Origin of the sequence: Pseudonocardia sp. DR1-2 (assembly GCF_023717215.1) — a bacterium.
In the GTDB taxonomy this organism is placed as follows: domain Bacteria; phylum Actinomycetota; class Actinomycetes; order Mycobacteriales; family Pseudonocardiaceae; genus Pseudonocardia; species Pseudonocardia alni.
The window spans coordinates 440,293-456,776 of record NZ_JAMQOF010000004.1 but is presented as its reverse complement, the minus strand read 5'-3'; the positions used below and the strand labels follow the sequence as shown (position 1 = coordinate 456,776).

The 16,484-nt window shown below is 73.6% G+C and carries 16 protein-coding genes; 7 read left to right on the top strand and 9 right to left on the bottom strand.

Annotated features, from left to right (window positions below; all coding sequences use genetic code 11):
* Positions 1-153: 153 nt before the first annotated feature.
* A complete protein-coding gene (gene modA, locus ND486_RS14425) occupies positions 154-951 on the top strand; it encodes a molybdate ABC transporter substrate-binding protein (protein ID WP_251784759.1) in 798 nt (265 codons plus the stop codon).
* 7 nt (positions 952-958) lie between these two features.
* On the opposite strand, the gene ND486_RS14420 is transcribed toward modA, so the two are convergent.
* Positions 959-2,083 carry an alpha/beta hydrolase family protein gene (locus tag ND486_RS14420; RefSeq protein ID WP_251784758.1) on the bottom strand — a complete coding sequence of 375 codons (1,125 nt, stop codon included), beginning with the start codon at positions 2,081-2,083 and terminating at the stop codon, positions 959-961.
* A gap of 126 nt (positions 2,084-2,209) precedes the next feature.
* Here ND486_RS14420 and ND486_RS14415 point away from each other — a divergent pair, with 126 nt between their 5' ends.
* Positions 2,210-2,773, top strand: a complete 564-nt coding sequence (locus ND486_RS14415; RefSeq protein ID WP_251784757.1) for a DUF2231 domain-containing protein — start codon at positions 2,210-2,212, stop codon at positions 2,771-2,773.
* Positions 2,774-2,806: 33 nt separating this feature from the next.
* Here the strand turns inward: ND486_RS14415 and ND486_RS14410 are convergent, their stop codons facing one another.
* Positions 2,807-3,379, bottom strand: coding sequence for a maleylpyruvate isomerase N-terminal domain-containing protein (locus ND486_RS14410; RefSeq protein ID WP_251784756.1), 573 nt, complete (start codon positions 3,377-3,379; stop codon positions 2,807-2,809).
* A gap of 54 nt (positions 3,380-3,433) precedes the next feature.
* On the opposite strand from ND486_RS14410, the gene ND486_RS14405 reads away from it, so the two are divergent.
* Positions 3,434-4,594 (top strand): PIN domain-containing protein, encoded by a 1,161-nt coding sequence (locus tag ND486_RS14405; RefSeq protein ID WP_251784755.1) that lies wholly within the window; start codon positions 3,434-3,436, stop codon positions 4,592-4,594.
* 63 nt (positions 4,595-4,657) lie between these two features.
* On the opposite strand, the gene ND486_RS14400 is transcribed toward ND486_RS14405, so the two are convergent.
* Both ND486_RS14400 and ND486_RS14395 read right to left on the bottom strand, forming a co-directional pair.
* Positions 4,658-5,554 carry a DUF2188 domain-containing protein gene (locus tag ND486_RS14400; protein ID WP_208819436.1) on the bottom strand — a complete coding sequence of 299 codons (897 nt, stop codon included), beginning with the start codon at positions 5,552-5,554 and terminating at the stop codon, positions 4,658-4,660.
* Positions 5,555-5,657: 103 nt separating this feature from the next.
* A complete protein-coding gene (locus ND486_RS14395) occupies positions 5,658-6,056 on the bottom strand; it encodes a DoxX family protein (RefSeq protein ID WP_251784754.1) in 399 nt (132 codons plus the stop codon).
* 392 nt (positions 6,057-6,448) lie between these two features.
* Here ND486_RS14395 and ND486_RS14390 point away from each other — a divergent pair, with 392 nt between their 5' ends.
* Positions 6,449-6,703, top strand: a complete 255-nt coding sequence (locus tag ND486_RS14390) for a hypothetical protein (RefSeq protein WP_208819431.1) — start codon at positions 6,449-6,451, stop codon at positions 6,701-6,703.
* A gap of 60 nt (positions 6,704-6,763) precedes the next feature.
* Here the strand turns inward: ND486_RS14390 and ND486_RS14385 are convergent, their stop codons facing one another.
* Both ND486_RS14385 and gltB read right to left on the bottom strand, forming a co-directional pair.
* Positions 6,764-8,215: a glutamate synthase subunit beta gene (locus ND486_RS14385; RefSeq protein ID WP_251784753.1), complete on the bottom strand. Its 1,452-nt coding sequence runs from the start codon at positions 8,213-8,215 to the stop codon at positions 6,764-6,766.
* Positions 8,208-12,692 (bottom strand): glutamate synthase large subunit, encoded by a 4,485-nt coding sequence (gltB, locus tag ND486_RS14380; protein ID WP_374231417.1) that lies wholly within the window; start codon positions 12,690-12,692, stop codon positions 8,208-8,210. Before gltB ends, ND486_RS14385 begins: the two co-directional genes overlap by 8 nt.
* A gap of 587 nt (positions 12,693-13,279) precedes the next feature.
* Here gltB and ND486_RS14375 point away from each other — a divergent pair.
* Positions 13,280-14,101: a (2Fe-2S)-binding protein gene (locus ND486_RS14375; protein ID WP_251784751.1), complete on the top strand. Its 822-nt coding sequence runs from the start codon at positions 13,280-13,282 to the stop codon at positions 14,099-14,101.
* Between the two features lie 37 nt (positions 14,102-14,138).
* Here the strand turns inward: ND486_RS14375 and ND486_RS14370 are convergent, their stop codons facing one another.
* From ND486_RS14370 to ND486_RS14360, 3 genes are read right to left on the bottom strand one after another with little or no spacing between them, the layout of a single operon-like run.
* Complete coding sequence (locus ND486_RS14370; protein WP_251784750.1) at positions 14,139-14,501, bottom strand: Asp23/Gls24 family envelope stress response protein; 363 nt, start codon at positions 14,499-14,501, stop codon at positions 14,139-14,141.
* On the bottom strand, positions 14,498-15,070 hold the full coding sequence (locus ND486_RS14365; protein ID WP_062401258.1) for a hypothetical protein: 573 nt from the start codon (positions 15,068-15,070) through the stop codon (positions 14,498-14,500). Before ND486_RS14365 ends, ND486_RS14370 begins: the two co-directional genes overlap by 4 nt.
* The gene (locus ND486_RS14360) at positions 15,061-15,699 is read right to left on the bottom strand and encodes an RNA polymerase sigma factor (protein WP_251784749.1); all 639 of its coding nucleotides are present in this window, start codon (positions 15,697-15,699) and stop codon (positions 15,061-15,063) included. Before ND486_RS14360 ends, ND486_RS14365 begins: the two co-directional genes overlap by 10 nt.
* 118 nt (positions 15,700-15,817) lie before the next feature.
* Here ND486_RS14360 and ND486_RS14355 point away from each other — a divergent pair, with 118 nt between their 5' ends.
* Both ND486_RS14355 and ND486_RS14350 read left to right on the top strand, forming a co-directional pair.
* Positions 15,818-15,991, top strand: a complete 174-nt coding sequence (locus tag ND486_RS14355) for a CsbD family protein (protein ID WP_062401261.1) — start codon at positions 15,818-15,820, stop codon at positions 15,989-15,991.
* A gap of 73 nt (positions 15,992-16,064) precedes the next feature.
* Complete coding sequence (locus ND486_RS14350) at positions 16,065-16,370, top strand: hypothetical protein (RefSeq protein WP_224403143.1); 306 nt, start codon at positions 16,065-16,067, stop codon at positions 16,368-16,370.
* Positions 16,371-16,484: the final 114 nt, after the last annotated feature.

The following is a 16,484-nucleotide window of genomic DNA, read 5'->3' as shown; positions in this document are numbered from 1 at the left end:
TCACTGAGAGTCCACAGTCGAGCCGCACACCGGAGATCCGGTCCTGCGTACCGATCGGTGGTGCGTAACCGGTGATTGCGTGCATAAGATGCCCCCCGAGCCGCAGTTCGTGATCGGCGAACGGCGCGGGGAGTCGATCCCGGGAGGGTGTTCGTGAGGATCCGAGGACGAGTGGCCGGCGCCGCGCTGGCGGTGACGGCGCTGTTCGCGCTGGCGGGCTGCGGCGGGGGAGCCGGGGGCGGCGGGACCGCCGCGCAGCCGAGCGGCGAGGCGCAGGGCGGCACGCTGACGGTGTTCGCCGCGGCGTCGCTGACCGGCACGTTCGGTGACCTGGAGAAGAAGTTCGAGGCCGCCAACCCGGGCACGGACGTGGTGTTCAACTTCGCCGGGTCCTCGGCCCTGGCCCAGCAGATCAACCAGGGCGCCCCGGCCGACGTGTTCGCCTCGGCCGACCAGAACAACATGACCAAGGTGACCGACGCGGGCAACGCCCAGGGGCAGCCCGAGGTCTTCGCCACCAACACCCTGCAGATCGCGGTCGCGCCGCAGAACCCGAAGCAGATCGCGTCGCTGCAGGACCTGGGCAGGCCCGGTCTGCGGACCGTGGTCTGCGCCCCGCAGGTGCCGTGCGGCTCGGCGACGGAGAAGGTGGAGAAGGCCGCCGGCGTGGACATCACGCCCGTCTCCGAGGAGCAGGACGTCAAGTCGGTGCTGCAGAAGGTCACCACCGGCAACGCCGACGCCGGGCTCGTCTACCGGACCGACGTCACCGCGTCGAAGGGGCAGGCGCAGGGCGTCGACATCCCGCAGGCGTCGGAGGCGGTCAACCAGTACCCGATCGTCGTCCTGACGAACACGAGGAACGCCGAGCTGGCGCAGAAGTGGGTGCAGTTCGTGAACGGCGACGAGGGCCGTCAGGTCCTCGGGGCGGCCGGCTTCGGCGCCCCCTGACCCCGGGTCAGGGCGCGGGGTCCGACACCCGTCCCACGAGCCAGGGGTAGGAGTCCGACAGCGCCTGGGAGAACAGGTCGAAGTCGTGCCCGCCCCCGGGCACGATCACCAGCCGGTTCTCGACACCGGCCCGGGTCGCCACCGCCGAGAGTGCGCGCGCGGCGGCGGCCGGGTCGGTGTCGGCGTCACCCGCCTCGAACCAGCCGGCGATCCCGGGGACCCGATTCGCGGCCAGCAGCGTCGCCGGGTCGTGTGCGGCGAACGCGGCCTGCGACCCGCCGAACAGCCCGGCGACGGTGTCCGGGACCCCGCCGTTCGAGTCCCCGACCCGCGGACCGAGCAGTCCGGCGTAGTCACCGAACGTGGCGAACACCGTGGGGTGGCGCAGCGCCAGCATCGCCGCGCAGCTGCCGCCCTCGGACAACCCCGCCACGGCCCACGACGGCCCCGGCGGCCGCGTCCCCAGCAGCCTGCTCACCACCCGGGGCACGTCGCGGGTCAGGTAGGTCTCGACCTTCGCGGTCGGGGTGTCGACGCACTCGGAGTCCGCGGTGTAGGTGCCGTTGACGTCGGGCATCACCAGGATCGGTGCCACCCCGTGGTGCTGGGCGGCCCAGGCGTTCGCGACGTCGGCGGCGCCCCCGGAGTCCACCCAGTCGACCGGACGGCCGGGGGTCCCGTGCAGCAGCACGATCACCGGCAGCTGCGGCCGGGGCCGCTCGTACCAGGCGGGCGGCACCCACACGACCGCGGGCCGGGCCGCGAAGTGCGACGCCGTGCCCGGGATCGGGATCTGCACGACCTGACCGGTGGCCGGGACCTTCCGGCTCAGCAGCAGCTGGGCGACCCCGATCCCCTCCACCGGCCCGGTCCCGGCCACGTCGCCGACGGTCCGCAGGTAGTCCAGCCCGGCGTTCACCCCGACCAGGACGTTCGCCGGCAGCACCACCGCGACGACACCCGTCGCGCCCAGCCGCGCGAGGATCCGCAGCGACCGGTGCCGGGACCGCCCGGCCCGCCGCACCCCCAGGACGGTCAGCACGAGGACCACCACACCGGCGAGGACGAACCCCGTCACGAACTGCCACGTGGTGATCGGGACCGCGTCGATCCCGGTGGTGCCGGCGTCCATGGACCGTTCTCCTCGTGTCGTGCCCGCGAGATCATCCCCTGCCGCTGTGAGGCCCGGGTGAGAACCCGGTGAGGATCTGCTGAGTTCACTGTCCGGAGGGGTGACGCCGGTCCTAGCGTCGCCGGTGTGGAGTCGACGATCGCCGGGCTGCCGGCGCACATCCTGCTGGTGCACGGCGTCGTGGTGCTGGTCCCGCTGACCGCCCTCGGGCTGGTGCTGGTCGCCGTCTGGCCCGCGGCGCGGGTGCGTCTGGTCTGGCCGACCGTGGTGCTCGCCGCGGTCACCCTGGCCCTGGTCCCGGTGACCACCGAGGCGGGGGAGTGGCTGGAGCACCGACTGCCGCGGACCCCGCTCATCCGGGCCCACACCGAGCTGGGCGACGGGCTGCTGCCGTGGGCCGCCGGGCTGGCCGTGGTCGCCGTCGTGGTCGCGGTGCGCCACGTCGTGGCGGTCCGGGCCGCGCGCCGCGTCCCCGCGACGGCCGGCGGCGGAGCCCCGGAGGTCCCGGCCGGGCCGGCGCCCGGCGGGACCGTCGCGACGGTGGTCGTGGCCGTGCTCGCCGTCGTCGTCGCGGTCGGGGCGGTGGTGACGACGGTGCGGATCGGGGACTCCGGGGCGCGTGCCGCGTGGACCGGTCAGGTCGCCGAGCAGCCGCTGGGCGGGTCGCAGGGGGAGACGGACCGCGGCTGACCGCCCGCGCCCATCGACGCCCCGGCACCGCCCTCAGCGCGGCGCGCCGTGCCAGCGCCACCGGACCGGCGCGGGCACACCGCGCCACGACGCCCGGCCGGTGTGGTGCAGCAGCGCCCCGGCCGGGTCGTCGCCCGCGTCGACGTCCGGCCACAGCCGGGCGAGCACGCCCCGGCACGGCGCCGCCGGCAACGTCCACGCCGGGTCGGTGGCCCGGGTGATGTCGTGGGTGTGCACCAGGACCTCGGTGACGCCCATCGCGGCGAACCCGGCGGCGTCGGCGTCGCCGTAGGGGTGCCAGCCGCGCACCCCCGCGGGTGCGGTCCGGACGGCGGCGGCGAGCATCGCCCCGCCGGTCGCGACGACCTGCAGCAGACCGGCGGTGCCGACGCCGCCGGGCACCACGACCTCGAACGGCGGGTAGTCGTCGGGCGGGGCGAGCGCCACCTGGGCGGCGTAGCCGAACAGGTCGTCCGCGACGTGCACCACGGTGTCGCGGCACGACCAGTCGAGCGGTCCGGCCGGGGCGGACCAGCCGTCGTCGGGCACCGTCCCCAGGGCTCCGACGATCATCGTCACCGCGTCCTCGACGTCCTCCGCGCGCATCGGTGCACCGTGCCCTGCGGGCGGGCGTCCGGGCCAGCGCATTAGGCTTCCGCGGTGGCCCACGAGGACGAACGCATCGCACTGCTGCTCGACTACGAGAATCTCGCGATCGGCGCCCGCGACGGGCTCGGGGTCGTCCCCTTCGACTTCGGCCCGGTGGCCGACGCGCTCGCCGAACGCGGGCGGGTCGTGGTCCGCCGCGCCTACGCCGACTGGTCCTCCTTCGACGAGGACCGCCGCCTAATGGCCCGCGCCCAGGTGGAGCTCATCGAGATCCCGCAGCGGATCGGCGGCTCCCGCAAGAACGCGGCCGACATCAAGCTCGCCGTCGACGCGATCGAGCTCGCCTACGAGCGGGAGTTCATCACCACCTTCGCCATCGGCACCGGCGACTCCGACTTCACCCCGCTCATGCACAAGCTGCGCGAGCTGGACAAACGCGTGATCGGGATCGGGGTGCAGTCCTCGACCTCGGCGCTGCTGCCGCCCGCCTGCGACGAGTTCCTGTTCTACGACCGGCTCCCGGGTGTCGAGCCGACCCAGGCGCCCGCGCCGCCGCGTCGTCGCCGGGGGAGTCCCCGCCCGGCCCCGGCCGTGGGACAGGTGTCGACGCCCGCCCCGGTCGCGGTCCCGGCGCCGGAGCCGGAACCGGCCCCGACCGTCCCGCCGGACCCGTTCGACGTGACCTTCTCCGACGGCAGCGACGACACCGCCACCACCGGCGCCGAGGAGCGCGACGTCGCGGGGCTCGTCGTCAGCACCCTGGGCGGTCTCGCCCGGCAGGCCGACGGCACCGTGCTGGCGTCGCGGCTCAAGCGCGCGATCCTGCGCAAGGACCCCACGTTCGACGAGGCCGACCACGGCTTCCGCGGTTTCGGCGAGCTGCTGCGCCACCTGCAGGACCGCGGTGCGGTCACGCTGACCACCGGTGCGGCGCAGGGCGACCCCGAGGTGGCGCTGCCCGACGACCCGGACGCCGACCACGACGCGTTCGCGCTGCTGGTCGACGTGGTGCGCGGGATCGCCGCGGCCGGGGACCCGCCGCAGCTGTCCGGGCTGAAGAACCAGCTCCGCAAGCGGGTGCCCGACTTCTCCGAGAAGCGCTACGGCTTCGGCAGCTTCCTGTCCTTCGCGAAGGCGGCCCGCGCCCGGGACCTCATCGCGATGGAGTGGAGCGACGACACCGGCGACTACGTGCTGCGCCCGACGTCCTGACCGCAGACGACCGCGCCCCCGCCGACGGGGTCGGCGGGGGCGCGGTCGCGGTACGACGGGGACTCAGCGGCCTGCGGCCTTGCGGGTCCCGCGCTGGAACAGCTTGCCCGCGCGCGAGGTGACCGCACCGGTCACCCCGAACGCGGTGGCGACCGCCCCGGCGGCGACGCGGCTGGTGAACCGGATCGGGTTCAGCGGCTTGTAGACGCGCAGGGCGAAGTCGTCCAGCTGCGAGGCGGCACGCTCGCCGTTCTCGTAGAGCCGGCGGGCCAGGCGGGCCCCGGTGTCGTCGAGGTCGTCCTCGACGCGGGCGCTCACGCGCGCGGCCCGGTCCGCGGTGCGCACCGCGGAGTCGGCACCCTGCTCGGCGACGGCCTTGACGGTGGCGGCGGACCGCTCCGCGGACGCCGACACCTCGCCGGCGACCTGCTTGCCGGTGCGCTGGGCGTTCCCGGCCAGCTGCTCGCCGGTGGCCTTCGCGGCCTCGGCGGCGGCCTTGCCCGCCTTCTTCGGGTCCTTGCCCTGGTCGTTGACCTTGCGGGCCTCGGCGGCGACCTTGTCGGCGCCCTTCTTGACGGTCTCGCCGGCCTTCGCCGCACTGTCACCGGTCTCGCCGGCGACCTTCTTGGCGGTGGTCCTCGTGTCGGCACCGATCTTGTCGGCGGCCTTGCCGGTGGTCTCGGCGGCCTTCGACGCGGTGTCGCCGGCCCCGGTGGCGGTGGCGCTCGCGACGGCCTTCGTGGCGGTGCCGCCGTCGGCGTCGGAGTCGATGGAGCGGCGTTCGCGCACCGAGCCGTCGGTGCCGTACACGACGAGGTTGCCGCCGCCGTCGTTGGCGATGATCTCCACCGCCCGGGTGATGGCCTCGGCCTGGGTGCTCGTACGGGCACTCGGGCGCTGGGCGTCTTCCTTCTCGACGGTCCAGCCGTCGTCGACCGGCTTGACGTGGCGGTCGGCCATGGCGGGTTCCTCCCCCTTGCGGGACTGACTCGGGCGAACCGGGGTATCCGGATCGGTCTTCTCTCCCTGGAGATGCCCGATGATCGCTGTGCGTAAACGCAGGTCAGCGAGGCGTGGCGAGCGTCTCGTTCCGTCGCGCGACCGCGATCACGGCGGCCAGGGCGCCCAGGACCAGCGGCGTGACGACCAGGGCCCCGCCGTGCAGGACGAATGCCTGGGTGAGCGCCGCACCGATCATCAGCAGGACGAGCCCGGAGGCGGCCGGGGCGGCGAGGCGCCGGGTGCACAGGCCGATCCCGCCGGCCAGCTCGAGGAACCCGACGACGTAGCGCAGCCACTGTCCGAGGCCGATCCCGTCGAAGATCGCGACGGCGAACGGGTCGCCCCAGAACTTCGGCAGCGCCGAGGCCAGGACGAAGAACAGGCCGAGCAGGATCTGCAGCACCCACAGCGCACGGTGTGCGGCGACCGGCATGCGACGGGTGGGGGAGGGGGCGGTCATGGTGGCCTCCGCGGGCACGGCCCCGGCGGTTCCGGGGCACTCACCGCCTATGACCGGCGGGCCCCGGAGAACTCATCGCCTCGCGCGGCGACCGGCGCGGGATACACCACCGGGCATCGGGCCCGCGGCGCGTGGCCGCGGTACCCGATGACCCGATGGTGCCCGGCATCGACAGGGGCTCCCGGTTCTGCAGATGCCGGTCACGGGGTTCAACGCCCGACCCGCCGTCGGGTTGTGGGTGCAGTGGCCCCTGTCTCGCCCGCCACCGTGAGCGGCATCGCCCCCGCGACGGGCGGGAGCGGATCGCGGTGTGCGTCCGGTGGGGAGCATTCCGTCACGATCGCCGGTAGAAGACCGGCGACGGACGGAGAGATCCGGGCCATACTCGTCGCATGCGCGGTGAGCGGTGGCGGGTCGAGGTCGGTACGGAGAACGCGACGTGGCTGGCGACGCAGTGCCGCACCGCCATGCTGGCCCGGGAGTACCGGCCGGTCGACGTGGGTGACGGCGTCGTGGAGTTCGACCGGCTCGCCCTCGGCGCGATCCGCGAGCTCGGCGAGGAGGAGGACGGCTACATCTCCGACGACGCCGAGGGCGTGCGGATCTGGATCGGCGACGACGCGTACGAGCTGGAACGCGTGGACTGACCCCGACACACGAGAGGGGCCCGGCCTGTGCGGCCGGGCCCCTCGTGCGCGTGTACGAGGTCAGGCGATCTGGCGGTCGCCCGGGTCGATCGGGCGGGGCAACACCGAGCGGCCGGTGAGCCACTCGTCCACACCGGCGGCCGCGGAGCGGCCTTCGGCGATGGCCCACACGATCAGCGACTGGCCGCGGCCGATGTCACCGGCGACGAACACACCGTCGACCGAGGACATGTAGCGGTCGTCGCGGGCGACGTTGCCGCGCTCGTCGAGGTCGACCTCGAGGTCGTTCAGCAGGGCGCCCTTCTCCGGGCCGACGAAGCCCATCGCGAGGAGCACCAGCTGGGCCGGGAGCTCCTTCTCGGTGCCCTCGACCGGCTCGAAGCCCTTCTCGCCGCGCGTGACCTCGACGATCCGGATGCCGGCGAGCTTGCCGTCGGCGTCCTTCACGAACTCGGTCGTGTTGACCGAGAACAGGCGTTCGCCGCCCTCCTCGTGGGCCGAGGAGACGCGGTAGACCATCGGGTAGGTCGGCCAGGGCATGCCGTCGGTGCGGTGCTCCGGCGGGGTCGGCATGATCTCCAGCTGGGTCACCGACTTCGCGCCCTGACGGTGCGAGGTGCCCAGGCAGTCGGCGCCGGTGTCACCGCCGCCGATGATCACGACGTCCTTGCCCTCGGCGGAGATGGGCGGCGCGTCCATGTCGCCCTGCTGCACGTGGTTGGCCCACGGCAGGAACTCCATCGCCTGGTAGACGCCCTCGGCGTCGCGGCCGTCGGCGGGCAGGTCGCGCCACGCCGTCGCGCCACCGGCGAGGACCACCGCGTCGAAGTCGGCCCGCAGCTGCTCGACGGTGATGTCGGTGCCGACGTCGACCGAGGCCCGGAAGTGGGTGCCCTCGGCGACCATCTGCTCCAGGCGCCGGTCCAGGCGCGCCTTCTCCATCTTGAACTCGGGGATGCCGTAGCGCAGCAGCCCGCCGATGCGGTCGGCCCGCTCGAACACGACGACGTCGTGCCCCACCCGGGTCAGCTGCTGGGCGGCGGCCAGCCCGGCCGGACCCGACCCGACGACGGCGACCTTCTTGCCGGTCTTCACCTCGGGCACCTGCGGGCCGACCCAGCCCTCGTCCCAGGCCTTGTCGATGATCTCGATCTCGACCTGCTTGATCGTGACCGCGTCGTCGTTGATGGCCAGCACGCACGCCGCCTCGCACGGGGCGGGGCACAGCGTCCCGGTGAACTCCGGGAAGTTGTTCGTGGCGTGCAGCCGCTCGATAGCCTCCCGCCAGTCGTGGCGGTAGACCAGGTCGTTCCACTCGGGGATGAGGTTCCCGAGCGGACAGCCCTGGTGGCAGAACGGGATGCCGCAGTTCATGCAGCGCCCGGCCTGGGACTCCAGGGTCGTGGTCGGGAAGTCCTCGTAGACCTCGCGCCAGTCCATCAGCCGCAGGTCCACCGGCCGCCGGGTGGGCGTCTGCCGAGGAGTGGTCATGAAGCCCTTGGGGTCACCCATGAGCAGCCTCCATGATCGCCTGGTTGACATCGCGGCCCTCGCGCTCGGCGTTCTCCGTCGCGAGCAGCACGCGCTTGTAGTCCTTGGGCATGACCTTGCCGAACCGCTCGACCGCGTTGTCCCAGTCGGTGAGCAGCGCGTGCGCCACCGCGGAGCCGGTCTCGGAGTGGTGCCGCTCGACGAGGTCGTGCACGATCGAGCGGTCCTCGTCCGACAGCGGGTCGAGGTCGACCATCTCCGGGTTGACCCGGTTCTTGTCGATGTCGAGCAGGTAGGCGACGCCACCGGACATGCCGGCCGCGAAGTTGCGCCCGGTCCGCCCGAGGACGACGACCCGGCCACCGGTCATGTACTCGCAACCGTGGTCACCGACGCCCTCGACGACGGCCACCGCGCCCGAGTTCCGGACGCAGAACCGCTCGCCGACGACACCGCGGATGAACATCTCGCCCGAGGTCGCGCCGTAGCCGATCACGTTGCCGGCGATGACGTTCTCCTCGGCGGCGAACGGCGACGACGGGTCCGGCCGCAGGGTCAGCCGGCCACCGGACAGGCCCTTGCCGAAGTAGTCGTTGGTGTCGCCGACCAGCCGCAGCGTGATGCCCTTGGGCACGAACGCACCGAAGCTCTGCCCGGCCGCGCCGGTGAACGTGATGTCGATCGTGTCGTCGGGCAGGCCCTTGCCACCGTGCGCCCGGGTCAGCTCGGACCCGAGCATGGTCCCGACCGTGCGGTTGACGTTGCGCACCGGCAGGTCCAGGCGGACCCGGTCACCGTTGCGCAGCGCGCCCTCGGCCAGCTGGATCATGGTGTTGTCCAGCGCCTTGTCCAGGCCGTGGTCCTGCTCGCGGGTCCGCTTGCGCGGCGCGTCGTCCGGCACGTCGGCGATCCGGAAGATCGGCGAGAGGTCCAGGTGCTTGGACTTCCAGTGCTGGGCGGCGGAGTCGACGTCGAGCACGTCGGCCCGGCCGATCGCCTCGTCGAGCGAGCGGAAGCCCAGCTCGGCGAGGATCTCGCGGACCTCCTGCGCCACGAACCTCATGAAGTTCACGACGTACTCGGCCTTGCCGTTGAACTTCTTGCGGAGCTCCGGGTTCTGCGTCGCGACGCCCACCGGACAGGTGTCCAGGTGGCAGACGCGCATCATGATGCAGCCCGAGACCACCAGCGGGGCGGTGGCGAAGCCGTACTCCTCGGCGCCGAGCAGCGCCGCGATGACGACGTCACGACCGGTCTTGAGCTGGCCGTCGGCCTGGACCGTGATCCGGTCGCGCAGCCCGTTGGCCATCAGCGTCTGCTGGGTCTCGGCCAGGCCGAGCTCCCAGGGACCACCCGCGTGCTTGATCGAGGACAGCGGCGAGGCGCCGGTGCCGCCGTCGTGGCCCGAGATGAGCACGACGTCGGAGTGCGCCTTGGACACGCCGGCCGCCACGGTCCCGACGCCGACCTGGGACACCAGCTTCACGTGGATGCGGGCCCGCGGGTTGGCGTTCTTCAGGTCGTGGATGAGCTGCTTGATGTCCTCGATCGAGTAGATGTCGTGGTGCGGCGGCGGCGAGATGAGGCCGACACCCGGCGTCGAGTACCGGGTGGTCGCGATCCACGGGTAGACCTTGCCGCCGGGCAGCTGACCGCCCTCACCGGGCTTGGCACCCTGGGCGATCTTGATCTGGATGTCGTCGGCGTTGACCAGGTACTCGCTGGTGACGCCGAACCGGCCGGACGCCGCCTGCTTGACCGCGCTGCGGCGCGAGTCCCCGTTCGGGTCCGGGGTGAAGCGGTCCGGGTCCTCGCCGCCCTCACCGGTGTTCGAGCGGCCGCCGATGCGGTTCATCGCGATCGCCAGGGTCTCGTGCATCTCCTGGGAGATGGAGCCGTAGGAGATCGCGCCGGTCGCGAACCGGGTCATGATCGACTCGACGGACTCGACCTCGTCGATCGAGACCGGCTCGCGCAGGCCGTCCTTGAACCGGAACAGGCCGCGCAGCGTCATCAGCCGCTTCGCCTGCTCGTCGACGGCCTTCGTGTACTCCTTGAAGACCTCGTACTTCCCGGCCCGCGTGGAGTGCTGCAGCTTGAAGACGGTCTGCGGGTTGAACAGGTGCAGCTCGCCCTCGCGGCGCCACTGGTACTCGCCGCCGACCGGCAGCGCCCGGTGCGAGGCACGGACGTCGTCGGCGGGGTAGGCGCGGCGGTGGTGGGCCAGGACCTCCTCGGCGAGGACGTCGAAGCCGACGCCGCCGATCCGCGACGCGGTGCCCCGGAAGGCCGCGTCGATGACCTCGGAGCCCAGCCCGACGGCCTCGAAGATCTGCGCGCCGGTGTAGGACGCGACCGTCGAGACACCCATCTTCGACATGGTCTTGCGGACGCCCTTGCCGAGCGCCTTGACCAGGTTCTTCGCCGCGGTCCGGCCGTCGACGCCGGGGACGTCGCCGCGCTCGGCGAGGTCCTCGACAGTGGCCATCGCCAGGTACGGGTTCACCGCGGAGGCGCCGTAGCCGAGCAGCAGCGCGATGTGGTGCACCTCGCGGGCGTCCGCGGACTCCACGACCAGCCCGACGCGGGTGCGCGAGCGCTCCCGGACGAGGTGGTGGTGCACGGTGCCGGTGAGCAGCAGCGACGGGATCGGCGCATGCTCGGCGTCCACCCCGCGCTGGGACAGCACGATCAGGCGGGCCCCGTTCTCGATCGCGCGGGACACCTCCTGCTTGATCTCGGCCAGCCGCGAGAGCATGCCCTTGCCGCCGTCGCGGGCGGTGAACGTGCCGCGGACGACGTGCGAGGCGAAGCCGGGGAACTCCCCGTCGTCGTTGATGTGGACGATCTTCGCCAGGTCGTCGTTGGTCAGCACCGGGAACGGCACGACGATCGTCCGGCAGTGCGCCGGCGTCGCGTCGAGCAGGTTCTGCTCCGGCCCGAGCTGGCTGAACAGCGAGGTGACGAGCTCCTCGCGGATCGCGTCCAGCGGCGGGTTGGTGACCTGGGCGAACAGCTGGATGAAGTAGTCGTAGAGCTGGCGCGGGCGCTCGGCGATCGCGGCGATCGGCGCGTCGTTGCCCATCGAGCCGATCGGCTCCGCCCCGGTGACCGCCATCGGGCGGAGCAGGACGTTGAGCTCCTCCTCGGTGTAGCCGAGGGCCTGCTGACGCAGGTTGAGCGTCTCGTGGGTCGGGGTCTCGCGGGTACGCGCGGGCAGGTCGTCGAGCCGGATCAGTCCGGCGTGCAGCCAGTCGGCGTACGGCTGCTCGGCGGCCAGCGCGCCCTTGACCTCGTCGTCGTCGACGATCTTGCCGCGCTCGGTGTCGATGAGGAACATGCGGCCCGGCTCGAGGCGGCCCTTGCGGACGACCTTGTCGGGCGCGACGTCCAGCACGCCGACCTCGGAGGCGAGCACGACCAGGCCGTCCTCGGTGACCCAGTAGCGGGCCGGGCGCAGACCGTTGCGGTCCAGCACCGCGCCGATCCGGGTGCCGTCGGTGAACGCCACCAGGGCCGGTCCGTCCCACGGCTCCATCAGCGTGGAGTGGTACTCGTAGAACGCCCGCCGGGCGGGGTCCATCTCGGTGTTGTGCTCCCAGGCCTCCGGGATCATCATCAGCACCGCGTGCGGCAGGCTGCGCCCGGACAGGTGCAGCAGCTCCAGGACCTCGTCGAAGGTGGCCGAGTCCGACGCGTCCGGGGTGACGATCGGGGTCAGCCGCGACAGGTCGCCGGGCAGGTTCGCGGACTCCAGCAGCGACTCGCGGGCCGCCATCCAGTTCCGGTTGCCGCGCAGCGTGTTGATCTCACCGTTGTGCGCCACGTAGCGGAACGGGTGCGCCAGCGGCCACGCCGGGAACGTGTTCGTGGAGAAGCGCGAGTGCACGATCGCGAGCGCCGAGGTGACGCGCTCGTCGTTCAGGTCCGGGTAGAACGCCGCGACCTGGGGCTCGGCGAGCATGCCCTTGTAGATGACGGTGCGCGGCGAGAGCGACGGGAAGTAGGTCTCGGTGTCGTGCTCGACCCGCTTGCGGAAGCAGAACGCCCGACGCTCCAGGTCGATGCCGGCCGGGGCGGTGCCGGGGGAGTCCCCGGCCAGCTCCACGCCGCCGACGAACAGCTGACGGAACCCGGGCATCGCGTCCCGGGCGATCGAGCCCAGGTCCGCGGCGTCGGGGTCGGTGGGCAGCTCGCGCCACCCCAGGACGGTGAGGTCCTCCTCGGCGGCGAGTTCGCCGATCCGCTCGATCGCCGCGGCGGCCTCGGCCTCGTCACGCGGCAGCATCGCGATGCCGGTGGCGTAGGCGCCCTCCGCGGGCAGGTCGAAGTCGGTGACCTCGCGGTAGAACGCGTCCGGGACCTGGATCAGGATCCCGGCACCGTCACCGGTGTTGTACTCGGCGCCACGCGCACCGCGGTGCTCCAGTCGCAGCAGGGCCTCGATGGCCTTCTGCACGATGGCATGGCTGCGCTTGCCGGTGACGTCGGCCAACATGGCCACACCGCAGGCGTCGTGCTCGTGATCGGCGGCGTACAGCCCACCGGGCGAGGGGCGACGCGTCTGGTCACTGATCGCGGCCAACTGCTCCTCCTGTCGTCTCGGTGCACCTGGAGTCACCCGCATCGGACGACCCGGACCGGGCAGCTCGCTGCGGTCCGAAGAAAGTTCTCAGGATACAGCGCGCAGCCCGAGTGGGACGTGCGACGAGGGCCGTTCAGGTGCACCGTGCCGCCGGGTGGGTGACCGGCGGACGGAATCTTCCTCCGGGCACGCCGAGCGGCCGGGCGCTGACTTCCAGTACCCGGCCATTCCTGCGGCACGGTTCGACCGCACACCCCGGCGAGTGCGGTCTGGCGAGTGCACAGAGTCGCACGTCGCCACCGGGGTGCGCTACTGAGAGCGGCCCACCGGTCCCGTGATGTGGATCGCTGACCATGCGAGCAGGTCAACGTTGCCGTCCCGTGTCCGGACGGTGAGCGAGGCGTGACCATCCGTCGGGACCGGCCTTCTACTGCATGGGATCGCCGGGGGCGTCCGGACCGTTACGCAGCGCGTCCCCGGGTCGGGCAGACTGGCCCCCCGTGAACGTGCCCCCGATCCGCGTCGCCACACCCGGGCGGCCGCCCGCTTCACCCGGGCGGGTGACCGACGGCCGGGTGGCGGAGGTCCTCGCCGACGTCGCGACGATCGGTCCCTGGTTCGCGGTGGCGACCCCCGCCGCCTCCGGGACCGTCCGGTGGGACGACCTCCACACCGCGCCGGTCCCCGGCGGCCCGGACCCGCTCGGCCGGCGGATCGACGAGGTCACCACCGCGCTCGGCGGGGACCGGCGGATCGGGGCCTCGGTGGCGGTGATGGGGCTCGCGGCGCGGATCGTGTCGATGCCCTTCGCGGCCGTGGCCCTGCACGGTGTGCTCCCGTCGCTCGGGGAGCTGCGCCGCGACCCCGGCGCCGACGACCCGTGGGCGCCGAGCCTGCCCGCCGGGTCCACCGGCGTCGCCACCCCGGACGTCGCCGACGACCCGGCCGGCGCCGCGGACCTGCTCGCCCGCGAGCTCGCCGCCACCCACCTCGATCCGCTGTACGCCGCCGTCGCGGCCCGGGCCGTGGTGTCGCCGCGGGTGCTGCGCGGCAACGTCGTGTCCTCGATCGGCGGGGCGGCACGGGTCATGGAGGCCGTGCGACGCCCGGACCGGCGCCGCTACCTGGCCCTGCTCGACGCGCTCGCCGACCACCCGGTGCTGCGCGGGCCGCTGCCGCCGGGTGCCACCGGCCGGCTGCTCCGCCTCGACGACACCGACCCGGACACCGAGTGGGCGTTCCGGCGCCGTTCCTGCTGCCTCTACGTCCGCGCCCCCGGCGGCGGGACCTGCGGCGACTGCGTGCTCGCCGGCCGGGCCTGACCCGCTCCCCGCGCGCGGGGAGAGAAGGGACCGCGGCTCAGGCCGGCAGCGCGATGTCGGCGACGGTCACCCGCACCCGGGCGTCGAGGCCGCACACCGTCGCGACCTCCTCGGTCACCTCCCGGCGCACCCGCTCGACCAGCTCGGCGCAGTTCGTGCCGAACCGCACCCCGACCGTCACCCGGATCTCGGCCTCGTGCCCGTGCACCGACGCGACCAGGCCCTGCACCCGCAGCTCCTCGGGGACCGGGTCGCGGGGCAGCCAGTCCGCGGCCAGCCCCAGCAGGGTCTGCGTGACGTCGCCCATCAGCGCCGCCACCCCCGGCACCCGCCGGACCCGCCGCGCCGCCACCCGTGCGACGGCCAGGTCGGAGACGGTGACCGTCGTACGCCCGCTCATGCCGGTTCCTCCCACAGGTCCTCGACCAGGATGTCGACCCCGGCGATCGGCACGCCGAGCGTGCGGTCCCCTGCCGAGATCATCATCTGCCGGACGCGCGCGGTGACCGAGGCGAGGTCGACCCCGAACCGGGCCGCGACGGTCACCCGCACCCACACCGCGGCCGGGCCGTCCCCGGAACCGTCCGGGGCGCGCAGCTGCTCGATCCGGCACCGGCGGGCCCGCAGCCCGTCCATCGTGTCCACGACGTGCCGCAGCGCCGCCTCCGCGGTCGGCCTGCCCAGCCAGGCGTCCGGCCCCAGGGCGAGCAGCTCGTGCGGGCGCAGGTCCGCGACGACCGCGCCCATCACCTGCTCCAGCACCGACGGCGGCGGCCGCAGCGGCTCGGCCGCCATCCGCGCCACCAGCCCGCCGAGCCGGTCGTGGTCCGCGTGCGCGCGCACGCAGTGCGGACAGGTCAGCTCGTGCTCGTCGAGCACACCCGCCTCCGCGTGGTCCCAGACGTCGGCGGCGTCCCGGCCGCAGGCCAGTGGCTCGACGCGCTCCGCCCCGCTCCTCTCTACCGCCATGCCCGCATCCTCTCCGCCAGTGCCCCGCGCGCCCGGTGGATCCGGCCGCGGACGGCGGTCTCACCCGCCCCGGTGATCTGCGAGATCTCGCTGTAGCCCAGCCCCTCCAGCTCCCGCAGCACCCAGGCCGTGCGCTGGTCCTCCGGCAGCGACGCGACGGCCCGCGACAGGGCCGCCATCTCCGCGTCGACCTCGGCCGCCCGCTCCGGGGTGGGGGAGCGGTCGTCGGCCGGGGCGCCCGGCCCGTCGTCGGTCGGGAGCGGGTCGGTCCGTCGCCGCCGCCGGACCAGCGCGGTGCAGCGGTGGGTGACGATGCGGTACATCCACGTGGAGAACGCCGCCTCGCCGCGGAAGCTGCCGATCCGCCGCCAGGCGTCGATGAGCGCGTCCTGCAGGGCGTCCTCGGCGTCGGTGGCGTCGCCGAGCACCCGGACCGCGACCCGGAACAGGGCGTTCTGGTGGCGGCGGGCCAGCTCCTCGAAGGCGCCGACGTCGCCGTCCTGGGCCCGGACGACCAGCGTGGTCTCGTCCAGCGCGGCCCGCGACGGCACCCGCGCCGGCCGTGCCGACGGCACGCCGGGGCCCGGGGGCCCGGCGGCCGGTGGGCCGCTGACCTGTGCGTTCGCCATGGACGCCCCGTCGGGGTGTGGGAAGTGGAGGGTGGGGGTAGTCCACCCCGTCAGCGACGGTAGCGACCGGCTCGCACCCCCGCCCGCCGGACACGCGATCAGGAAGCAGGTGAGCCCCATGGGTCTCGGAGACAAGATCAGCAACAAGGCCGAGGAGCTGGGTGGCAAGGCCAAGGAGGCCACCGGCAAGGCCACCGACGACAAGGACCTGCAGGCCGAGGGCAAGGCGGACCAGGCCACCGGCAACCTGAAGCAGGCCGGCGAGAAGCTCAAGGACACCTTCAAGAGCTGACCCGCGCACGACGACGGCGGCGGCACCCCGCAGCGGGGTGCCGCCGCCGTCGTGTGTGGCTAGGGTCCGACCCGTGACCGACCCCGCCGCAGGACCCGGCCCGCAGGCCGTCGCGGACGCCGTGCTCGCCCACCCGTCGGTGCTGCGGCTCGACGGCGGCCCGTTCGGCTCGATCGCGTCGTACCTGCCCGGGCACCGGGTCCAGGGTGTGCGGCTGGCCGACCCGGTGGAGATCGCCGTCGTCCTCCGGCTGGGCAGGCCGTTCGCGGTGGTCGCCGACGAGGTCGCCGACCGGGTCCGTGCCGTCCTCGGTGACGACACCCTGGCCGTCGACGTGACCGTCGCCGACGTCGGTGCGGGCGGGGCCGTCGCACCCTGACCCGCGCCCGGGCCGTCGCACGGTGACCGGGCTCGCCTAGACTCGCGCGAGCCCCGCCGTCACCGGGCGCGTCCCACGTACCCGGCGGCCGGTGGCACGGGACGCCCGGCGCAG